Below are 10,314 nucleotides of genomic sequence, written 5' to 3' on the forward strand. Positions count from 1 at the left end.
GAATGGATATGTACGCGGTAAGCTTCAAGATCCTGGTCGCCTATCAGTCCGCTTTCGCGAGCAAGCCCGCTCCCACATTTGGATGGTGGTGTGACAGATGGATCTGCTGGGTCTGGAATACCGCTATCGCAGGCAAGCCAGCTCCCACAGTTGGACTGTGGTGTGACAGATAGATCTGCTGGGGCTGGAATACTGCTATCGCAGGCAAGCCAGCTCCCACAGGGGGAATGTGCATGACGGATCATTTCTCCGCTCCCGGAGCGCCCGCCTTGGCCTCTTGCTGAGCCTGACGCCGCTGCAACTGCTCCCGATCAAACCCCTCGATATACACCTGCGCCGCCCGCCCAACCGGCGCCGCCATCGCCGGGCCGGTGGCCCGCCCCTGATTCAAATCCTGCCGCTGCTCCACCATCTGCATCAAATTCAAATTGTTGGCACAGCCCAACGGCAAGGTCGCCTTGAAATCCTCATCCAGCCCAATCTCATCCTTGGCCGGCGGCTGCTGGCACTGGCTCGGCAACCCGTCCGCCTGATACTGCGGTGAGTAATACACCGGCGCCAAATGCGTCTTGCACCCCACCACCAACAGGGGCAAACACATCAACAAACGCGAAACTTTCATGCCATGCCCCCTCATCAATTCATGTAGAAACCAACCGCCCCACCACTGCGCGGCCCCGCCGCTGCGGCGGTTGCGGGCTGCGCATCCAGCGGCGTGGCCAGGGTGCGACTGCGCACCGGCTCCACCAGGTACGGCGTGATCAAAATCACCAGCTCGGTTTCATTGCGCTGAAAACGCTTGGAGCGAAACAGGTTGCCCAGGATTGGCAGGTCACCCAGCAACGGCAGCTTCTCGATGTCCTGGCTGCTCTCGCGCTGGAACAGCCCGGCAATCGCAAACGTCTGCCCGCTGCCCACTTCCACCCGCGTATCGGCCCGGCGCACGCTGAACGACGGCACATGGAAATTGCCGAAATCCACCGTTCCGCCACTCACCACACTGCTGACCTCCGGGCGCACTTGCAGGGCAATACGGCCGTTGGGCAACAGGGTCGGGTTGAACAGCAGCGACACGCCGAACGACTTGTATTCAATCCCCACCAGATCCCGATTCACCGGTACCGGAATCGCCACTTCGCCGCCCGCCAGGAAGCTCGCGGTCTGCCCGGTCATGGCGGTGATATTCGGCTCGGCCAGAATTTGCAGAATCCCGTTGGCCTGCAACGCGTCGAGCATGCCGTCGATATTGGTGTTGCCCGAACCGCTGCCCGCCGCTGCCAGTCCACCCGCAGTCGCCGCTGCCAGCGGCCCACCGGTGATCAGGCCGAAGGAAAACGTTCCGTTGCTGAACATGGCGTTCCAGTTCACGCCGTAGTGCAACAGCTCCGAGCGGGACACTTCAGCGAACCGCACCCGCAAATTGACCTGGGCCGCACCGGCGTATTCAGTGGTGTTGACCGCGCTCTGAAAACCCTGGCCCTGTGGGTTGAGCAAGGCATTCAAATCCGTCGCCTCGCCCACGCTGCGCACCGTGCCCTTGGCGATCAAGCGGTTGCCGGCGCCGCTGATCTGCGCGCCATTGCCGGGATGCAATTCCTGCATCGGCGCGGTCACTGCCTGGGTCGCGCTACTGACCGCCAGGCTCAGGCTGGCAAGCTGTTTGCCGTCGCTGCCGAGGGCAATCAGGCTGGTATTGCCCGGGGCCTTGCCGAAGATGTAGATCACACCGGGCGACACCACTTGCAGGTCGGCAATCCCCGGTTCGGCTACCAGCACCGATTCCACCGGCGCGACGAAGTGCAGGATCCGGCCTTCTCCGGAGGCGAGGCTGATGGAGCCTTGGGCGCCATTGGCAATGTCCTGGGCGCTGCAAAAAAACGAGGTCAACGTCAGCAATAACAAACAAAAACGAATCATGAGGCAGACGCCAGGGAAGTGACGGAAGCCGCGGCAGGTGCACGGCGGTTGGAGATATCGGTGAGGCTGATGGTCACCAGCGCTTGCAAGTTGTATTCGGTGGCCAGCTCGCGAAACGACAGCACCGCCAGTTCCAGCTCGCCGCGCAGCACCAAACGGCGCAGGCTGCGGCGCAATTCCGGATGCACCAGCAATACCGCGCTGTTGGCCTCGAGGGTTTTGTCGCAGGCCTGGCGCAGCTGGGCGAGCAAGGCGCGGTTGACCTCCTCGGGGATCACTTCGCGGCTGGGCTCCTGGCGACGCAGGGACGCGCGCAGTTGGTCTTCCAATCCCGGCGCCAGCACCAGGGCGCCAATTACCCGATTGCGATCGGCGTATTGATGACTGATCTGTCGCGCCAACGCGGCGCGCAGGTGTTCGGCGAGGCGACTGGCGTCGGTTTCCCGAGCGCCCCACTCCACCATGGCTTCGAGCAAGGCCCGTTGATTACGGATCGACACGCCCTCGCCCACCAGCAGGCGCAGGGTCTCGGCCACCCGCTGCAACGGCACCAGGCGCAAGGCTTCCTTGACCAGTTCGCCGTAGGTAGCTTCGGTACGTTCAAGCAGCAGGCGGGTTTCCTGGATCCCGAGGAAGTCCGCGGCATAGCGGCGCAGGCTGCGCTCCAGCACGCCGCGCAGCACCTCATCCGGTAGCAGGAAACCGATGCCGGCGGTGCGCAACGCGTCTTCGTGCTGGCGCTCGATCCAGTGTGCGGCGCGGCCATTGAGGGGCGAATCGGCTTGCAGGGTGGCGATGTCCAGCAGTTGCACGTGCACCGGATCGTCCTGCAACAACAGGCAGTTGATCGGCATCTCGCCTTCGCTGACCGGCACGCCTTCCAGGGACACCCGAAAGCTGCCCGGCGTGGCCTTGGCGTCCATGTGAATGCCCGGCACCGGCATGTCGACGCCGAGGTCGCTGCGAATGTCGTGACACAGCGCTTCGATGCGCTGGCTCAACAGCTGGCGCGGTGCGCTGAGGGCCAAGGCGCTGCCGAGGGTCAGCAGCACCCGAGTATCGGGGGCCACGCCGTAATCCTGCTCGGCCTGCACCTCCACCACCGGCTCCAGGGTCTCGATCAGCGCCTCGGGTTCCACCAGGTGTTCACGGGTATGACGGCGGTACATCACGAACGCCGCGCCGCCGAACACCAGCGACAACCCGAGGAACACCCAGGTCGGAAAACCCGGGATCACGCTGACGCCCACCATGATCAATGCGGTCAGACCGAGGGCCCGGTAGCTGGCACCCAACTGCTTGAGAATCTCGCTGCCGAGGTCACCCGCCTCGCCGTCGCTGTTGACCCGCGTCACCACGGTGCCCGCCGCTACCGAGATCAGCAGCGCCGGGATCTGTGCGATCAAGCCGTCGCCCACGGTCAGCAGCGAATAGGTGTGCACCGCCGCGCCGAAGGCCATGTCGCGCTCGATCATGCCGATCAGCATGCCGCCCAGCAGGTTGACCGCGAGGATCACCAACCCGGCAATCGCATCGCCCTTGACGAACTTCATCGCCCCGTCCATCGCGCCGAACATCTGGCTCTCGCGCTCCAGGCGGGAACGCCGGCGCCGGGCTTCGGCCTGGTCGATATCACCATTGCGCAGGTCGTTGTCGATGCTCATCTGTTTGCCGGGCATCGCATCCAGGGTGAAGCGCGCCGCCACTTCCGCGACCCGCTCGGCGCCCTTGGTGATCACCACGAACTGCGCCACGGTGATGATCAGGAACACCACCATGCCCACCACCACCTGGCCGGCAATCACGAAGTCGCCGAAGGCCTTGACGATATGGCCTGCGTCGCCGTGCAGCAGAATCAAGCGGGTGGTGGTGATGGACAGCGACAGGCGAAACAGGGTGCTGAGCAGAATCAGCGGTGGCAGCGCGGAGAATTCCACCGAGTGGCCGATGTAGAAGGCGACGATCAGGATCAGGATGCTCAGGGCAATGTTCAGGCCGATCAGCATATCCACCAGGTAGGTGGGCAGCGGGATGATCATCATCACAATCGCCATCAGCATGAACGCGACAATGATCACGTCGGTACGCTGGGCGGCCATGCGTGCGATGCCGTTCAGGCGGTTGAGCAGGTTCATGGCGCCACTCTCCGTGCAGCCAGGTAGCGTTTGAAGCACTGGCGCGCTTCGTCCTTGCGTTCCCCGTACCACAGCGCCCGGGCGCGCAGCAGCAACAGGCTGGCGGACTCGCCTTCCAGCGCCACCAGGCGGTCCAGGGCTGCGAGTGCGCGGGTGAAGTCGCCGCTGTCGGTGAACGCTAGCACCAGCGAGCGCAGCAGCAGGCCGTCGTCGGGTGCCACACTCACGGCAATCAGCAGCATCACCAGCGCACGCTGGGACTGGCCGTTGCGCCGGTACAGCTCGCCAATGCCCTTGAGCAATTGCACCGCGTCGTCGTTATTCCGGGACATCAGGCCTGGACCTCCGAGCGTTGTTGTTCGAGGGTGCGGCGCATCTCGATTTCCTCGCTGATCAGGTCATGGGCCAGCGCCTTGATCTCCGGCTCGGCGTCGAGGTTCGGCAACAGGTGCTGCATCACGTGATCCAGCAACTCCAGGGACCGTGCGCTGCCGAACAGCAGCGAGTCGACGCCGGCGGCGCTGGTGAGCTCTTCCAGGTCACTGCGCAAGGAGCGACGGGACTGGACCTTGCGGGTTTTCAGCACGGCCTCGAAGGCGGTGGCCTGGCGCGAATTGACCAGGCGGATCGCCTCCACCGGCGCGCTGCGCACATCACTGGGAATCAACGGACGGGGTTCGACTTTCATCCCGGGGCCTTAGCTGAAAAAAGCAGCGTCATAGGGTGAAGGTGAAGCGTTCTTCGCCACGGGCGAGGATCACCTGGTTGTTCTCGATGCGTTCCAGTACCCAGTTGTCGGCCAAGGCCGCGCCGGGGTACAGGCGCTTGCCGCTGTCGTTGATCACATAGGGATGGGTGCCGAACCACACCGCCTGGAAGCGCACCCGTGGCCGGGCCGCATCCGCACGCACCGCGACCCGCGGGTTGAGCACGATCTGCTGGCCATAGCGCTGGTCGAAGGCTTGTTGCAGGGCGACCCACTGAGGCTTTTGCGCCCGCTCGAAGGAGCCGACGGCGTTGAGCTGGCCGTCGATGTCGTTGACCTTCACGGCGTCCAGGTGGGCGGCCTGTAATTGCCCTTCGAACCAGGCCTTGGCTTCGGCGCGGGAAGGCTTGGCCACGGCTTTTTCGGCGACCGGCAGGACGGCCTGTGCTTGGGGTGGATCGTTGCGAAAGGCCAAGGCACCTGCGCACACGAACAGCAAGGCAGTGGCGATGATCCACGGGGTAAAGGTGCGTGTGGCTACAGGCGGTTTTTCAGGGCTGCCCGGCAGCGCCAGGCTCACACCCGCCGTGCCGATGCGCAGTTGCAACGGCAGCCGCGCGCGATGGCCGCTGCCTTGGGGAATGCGGATATCACCGGCAGTACCGGTGATCAGTACATCGCCGCCGAGGGCCTCGACGGCCACCTGGGCCCCTTCAAAACGCAGGCGCAGGTGCAGTTCGGCGATTCCGGGATCGCTGAGCTGAAGGTCGGCAGCCAAGGCGGCGCCAAGGGTGTAGACCGGCTGGTCGAGCATCAGGGAACTGCCCTGGTGCAAACCGTGGGTCACGAGCAGGGTCGGCGCGCCGTTCGCGGCGGGCAGGCCCAGGGAAATCAAGGCTGTCATGGTTGGGTTTGCCCCCTTGAGAATCACAGGCAGCAACCACACCTGTGCCGATCAACAACGGTGCAACGGGGTCAGGCAGGTATACGGGCAGCGCCGGCGCTGCCCGTATGGCGAATCAGTTCTGCGGACGCTGTTTGGTGGCGTCGAGCTCTGCTTTTTTCGCGGTGCTGATCTCGGTGATCTTGGCCGACTTCTCGATGGCCATATTGAAAGTTGCTTCCATCTTCGCGATAGCGTCGTCGGCGCCGCCTGCACTTACTGGTGGAGTAGTAGCCATGTTCAATCTCCTTGCATCGATAGGGAAGTTAAGCAGTATGCAAACCGAACCGAACTCCCCGCGTCAGACAGTGAGTTGGCAATGCAGCCGTCGGTTTGCATGGGAACCATACTACTCACGAATAAAACGCCTTCGCTGTGAAAGCTTGTGAAACGTTCAGGGTGGGGGCTGTGAAAAATCCGGCTCAACCTGCCGTTGAGAAAATCTCATCCCCAGGGAGGCGTGGAACTTTTGTTGAAAATCCAATACATGACGAAACCCAATGATTACGGGGAATTTCGCTTAAACATGAACGGTTTTGAACAATGTAGAGGCCAATAACGCCTGGGCAAAAACGTTGACTACCCAACAATTTCTGAAAATAACGCAGACAACTTCACACTTTTAACTAATAGCCAATTGCCCAACTTTGCAGATATTGCCATTTGTAACAAAAGCGACTTGATCATCGCGTTTGATAGCTCGGCGCGGGCTTGTTCAATAACACTTCGCAACTTTCGCCCGCCCCAGTTAGTGCACTTGCACTAAATATCGATTGATATAAGACAACTTCCAGGTGATCTATGACTGCGATCCCGAATGGCCTTGATCCTGCCGATAACAAGGGCCCGGATGGCGCCCGGAGCACATTTGAAAAAGCCCTGTTCACGGCGGTCGACCGGCCGGTATTCGACCCCTCGAAAATCCGCGGCCCGTCCATCCCGCTGCCGTACCAGAACGTACAGGCACCGGTGAACAACAGCATCACCTACACCCCGCTGGGCAGCGACAAACCGGTGACCCTCAAGCAGATCGACAACCCCAGGCTGTTTGAGCAATTGGTCAACCAGTACAACGCGCAGCAAAGCGACGCGACCCTTGAGAAGAATCTGGCTGACAGCAAAAGCGCCGGCTACAAGGAGGCCGACGCCAGCACCGTGGCGCCCGGCTTGGGCAACTACAAGGCGATCGGCAGCACCACCGAATTGGGCCCGGGGCTGATCCGCTACGAGACCAGTGCCGGCGACAAAGTCGTGGTCAGCCAGAAGGAAACGCCCGCGCTGTTCGCTCAGGTCAGCGGCGATTCGGCCAAGCTGTTCGCGATCAACGCCAGCCAGGCCGAGGGCTATCGCCTGGCCGGTCCCACCGAAACCATGGACCCGGCAGCGAAGATCGGCCCACCCGAGGAAGTCGGCCCGGGGTTGATTCGCTATACCACTGCTTCGGGCGACAAGGTGATCGTGTCCCAGGACATCACCCCCGCGCTGTACGACCAGGTGGCCAAACTGTATGCCGGCAGCACCGGCGCCGCGGGGGCCTCGGACACGTCCTGGATCGACACCTCGTCGTTCGGCGTTTCCGGCGCCAAGGACTGGGACACGATCACCGGCAACACCAGCGGCACGCCGACCAAGGAAGAACTGGACCTGAACCGGCCGAAGGCGGCCGCGCAATTGCTCTCGCAAAACTGGGACGCCTGGGGCCTGCACGGTGCGCCGATCGACTTCGCCAACCCGCCCACGACCCTGCCGCCCGAGGCCCAGGCCGTGCTCAAGTACGTCGCCAGCAGCCCGAGCCTGATGGCCGCGCTGGACACCGGCGGGCGCGGCAAGGCCGACAACGTGATCACCCATTCGGACGTCGACCATTTCATCGACAACGCCGGCAAGGACCTCGGCGCTGCGTCGAAATCCTATGGCAGCTTCCTCGGCAGCAATCCGGGAGACCTGGCCAAGGCCAATGCCAAGTCGGCGGCAATCCTGATGGCCAACGAGAGCCTGGCCGCCGGCGCAGGTTCGGCGATGCGCCCCGGTGACGCCAACCAGCGCAGCAACGACGGCATGCTGCGCACCGACAACCTGCAAGCCTTGGGCAGCGATTCGGCGCTGAGTACCGAGCTGATCGGCGCGGCGGCCATGTGGTCCAGACCCGGGATGTTCCATGCCCTGGAAACCGGTGGCGACAACCCGGCCACCGGCAAGTCGGACGGCATCGGCACCCGCGACAACATCGGCGCCTGGCTGGAGAAACAGGCGCCGAAAACCGACAGCGACACCCTGACCTTCCTCGACGGCGCCGCCACCCGTGATGCCGTCGCCGGCGTCGACACCTCGGGCCTGACCGCCGACATCCTGGCCAACCCGCAGAACTACAGCGGCGAGCAAAAAGCCGCAGTGCTGGTGCAACTCACCGACGCGCAAACCCGCCTGCTGGTGAGCGACTACGTGCCCCACGCCGGGCTGATGGACAAGTACACCTCGCCCCACTACGGCCTCAACCCCAACGAAGACAAGATCAAGGCACAGCTGCAAAGCGGCATCGAAACCCTCTCGGCCGACCCGGACGTACAAGGCTTCCTGCAAAACAATCGCGGCCCGGCACTGGCTGATATCGTCGACAGCAACCCGACGATGAAAGTCGCGATGCAGAACTACTACACCAGCGACATCGAGACCGGCAAAAACCTCAACGACAACCTCAACGCCAAGGACCAGAACGGCAAGCAGATCGACATGGGCATGGGCCTGCAAAACGCCGCCAACGATACGACCATCGCCAATCTGGCGCTGGGAGGCAACGGCCATGTGGACCTGACCGGCATCGCCGACAAGGCCGGGCAAAGCGACAATATCCAGCAGTATTACAAAACCGAACTGGTGACCGGCAAGGCCTTTACCGACGCGGTGGCCGGCGGCATGGACCCCACCGTGGCCGCCAGCAGCTTCGCCGCCAGCACCGCCTCGGCCCAGGCCTTCCTCGGCGACAAAGCCTCAACGGATGACGCCGCCACCTTGCAGGTGAATTTCAACGAAGCCCTGGGCGACGCCCTGCTCGGCGGCGCCACCACCGACACCCTGAACATCACCCTGGGGGACGGCAAGGGCAACTTCGACGAAGCCAAGGTCACCGCGGCGATCAACGACGCCCAGCAAAAAGATCCAGAGATGTTCGTCACTTCGGACGGCGGCAAGATCGACCCGGCGCAAGTGGTGTCGATGCTGCGTTCGGTATGGGACATCGGGCGCCAGGGCGACAAGATCGCCGACGCACTGCCCAAGGCCATCGAAGGCATGAAGTTCGGCGACGTCAGCCCGGCGTTCAAGCAAGGCCTGCTGCACATCGGCAGTGCGGTGTTGATGAGCGGCGTGCTGATGGCCCGTTCGGCCAGCGGCAGCAACACGCCGGTGGCGGACGCAAACCGGGTATCCGCCGGGCTGCAATTTGCCGGGTTGTTGATGGAAGGCGGCACCAAATATGCCAAGGAAGCGGGTTACGGCATCACCTGGGTCAACCGCCCGGATGGCGGCACCATTGGTGACTTCCCCGGCAAGGTACCGGTGGGCAAGGGCCCGCTGAGCCCGCAGCAAATCGCCAACCTCGGCGCGGCCGGCAAGATCATCGGCTCGGCGGGCGGGATTATCGGCGGTGTCATCGGGGTGATTGGCGGTGTCGACTCGTTGAAAAAAGGTGATTACCTGAGTGGCAGCTTTTCGGTTGCCACCGGTGTGCTGGGCACGGGTGCGGCGGTGGCTGGATTGGTGGAAGCCGGAGCCGGGTTGTACGGCGCGACGGAAATCGGCGCGGTGGCCGGGACCATCAGCGGCATCCTTGGCGGGGCTACGGCGATTCTTGGCGGGATCGGCAGCGCCTTTCTGCCCTTCGCCCTGGCCGATGCTCATGGCAAGGCGCAGGACGCGTTCTACGGCGAGCTTGTGCCGGTGCTCAAGCAATACGGTTTGACTGGCGGGCCTACGGAGCCGGGTGATTATCCGGAAGACCCGATCCCGGCGATCAACACCTGACCGTCCCTTGCAGCCTTGCGCGAAGGGAGCCGCGCGGGGTTGTGTTTTTGAACATGCACAAAGGTTAATCACATGACGTATTCACAACGCAGCCCTCTTGAAGACAGCGCTTTTGAAATTCACTTTGGGCCTTATCGACTGTTGCCCAGGCGTCATCTGCTGCTGAAAAACGGTGAGCCGGTGAGCCTGGGTAGTCGGGCCCTGACGTTGCTGATTGCTCTCGCCTCCCGGCCTGGTGAGCTGTTGGAGAAGACCCAATTGCTGGACATCGCCTGGCCACGGTTGGTGGTGGAAGAGTGCAACCTGCGGGCGCAGATCAAGGCGATCCGCCGGGCGTTGGGGGGTGATGATGCGGTCTATATCTCGACCGCGATGGGCCAGGGGTATCGGTTTGTTGCGCCGACCTGGGTTGAGCGTGGGGCGCGGAAAAAGCCGGTGGTGTTGGGGGTTTATAGTTGTCGGCGTTGTTTGGGGGGGGAGTTGGATCGGGGGCATATCCATTATTTGGGTAACGGCTGAAATGGGTTCCGCTCTTACAGCGGGTCACTTTTGAAAGGAGCCCAAAAGTAACCAAAAGGCTCTTGCCCCACCAC

9 protein-coding genes are annotated in these 10,314 nt (G+C 62.9%); 2 read left to right on the forward strand and 7 right to left on the reverse strand.

What is annotated here, in order from left to right:
- Positions 1–241 precede the first annotated feature (241 nt).
- The 7 genes from K0H47_RS14525 to K0H47_RS14555 all read right to left on the reverse strand — a co-directional run bounded on the left by K0H47_RS14525 (position 242) and on the right by K0H47_RS14555 (position 5,939).
- Positions 242–622: a hypothetical protein gene (locus tag K0H47_RS14525; RefSeq protein WP_063033936.1), complete on the reverse strand. Its 381-nt coding sequence runs from the start codon at positions 620–622 to the stop codon at positions 242–244.
- Positions 623–636: 14 nt separating this feature from the next.
- The gene (locus K0H47_RS14530) at positions 637–1,917 is read right to left on the reverse strand and encodes a type II and III secretion system protein family protein (protein WP_219273026.1); all 1,281 of its coding nucleotides are present in this window, start codon (positions 1,915–1,917) and stop codon (positions 637–639) included.
- On the reverse strand, positions 1,914–4,052 hold the full coding sequence (gene sctV / locus K0H47_RS14535; protein ID WP_063028747.1) for a type III secretion system export apparatus subunit SctV: 2,139 nt from the start codon (positions 4,050–4,052) through the stop codon (positions 1,914–1,916). The genes K0H47_RS14530 and sctV overlap by 4 nt, the downstream gene beginning before the upstream one ends.
- On the reverse strand, positions 4,049–4,384 hold the full coding sequence (locus tag K0H47_RS14540) for a lipopolysaccharide assembly protein LapB (protein WP_017477037.1): 336 nt from the start codon (positions 4,382–4,384) through the stop codon (positions 4,049–4,051). Before K0H47_RS14540 ends, sctV begins: the two co-directional genes overlap by 4 nt.
- Positions 4,384–4,740, reverse strand: coding sequence for a hypothetical protein (locus K0H47_RS14545; RefSeq protein ID WP_177027491.1), 357 nt, complete (start codon positions 4,738–4,740; stop codon positions 4,384–4,386). The genes K0H47_RS14540 and K0H47_RS14545 overlap by 1 nt, the downstream gene beginning before the upstream one ends.
- Positions 4,741–4,768: 28 nt before the next feature.
- The gene (locus K0H47_RS14550; RefSeq protein WP_219273028.1) at positions 4,769–5,662 is read right to left on the reverse strand and encodes an FHA domain-containing protein; all 894 of its coding nucleotides are present in this window, start codon (positions 5,660–5,662) and stop codon (positions 4,769–4,771) included.
- 115 nt (positions 5,663–5,777) lie between these two features.
- Positions 5,778–5,939 carry a hypothetical protein gene (locus K0H47_RS14555; protein WP_003207273.1) on the reverse strand — a complete coding sequence of 54 codons (162 nt, stop codon included), beginning with the start codon at positions 5,937–5,939 and terminating at the stop codon, positions 5,778–5,780.
- Positions 5,940–6,502: 563 nt separating this feature from the next.
- Here K0H47_RS14555 and K0H47_RS14560 point away from each other — a divergent pair.
- Complete coding sequence (locus K0H47_RS14560; protein ID WP_219273030.1) at positions 6,503–9,721, forward strand: type III effector HrpK domain-containing protein; 3,219 nt, start codon at positions 6,503–6,505, stop codon at positions 9,719–9,721.
- Positions 9,722–9,793: 72 nt separating this feature from the next.
- Entirely contained in the window at positions 9,794–10,240 is a 447-nt protein-coding gene (locus tag K0H47_RS14565) for a winged helix-turn-helix domain-containing protein (RefSeq protein ID WP_219273032.1), read from the forward strand.
- Positions 10,241–10,314: the final 74 nt, after the last annotated feature.

Source organism: Pseudomonas sp. Xaverov 83 (genome assembly GCF_019352905.1).
In the GTDB taxonomy this organism is placed as follows: Bacteria; Pseudomonadota; Gammaproteobacteria; order Pseudomonadales; family Pseudomonadaceae; genus Aquipseudomonas; species Aquipseudomonas yamanorum.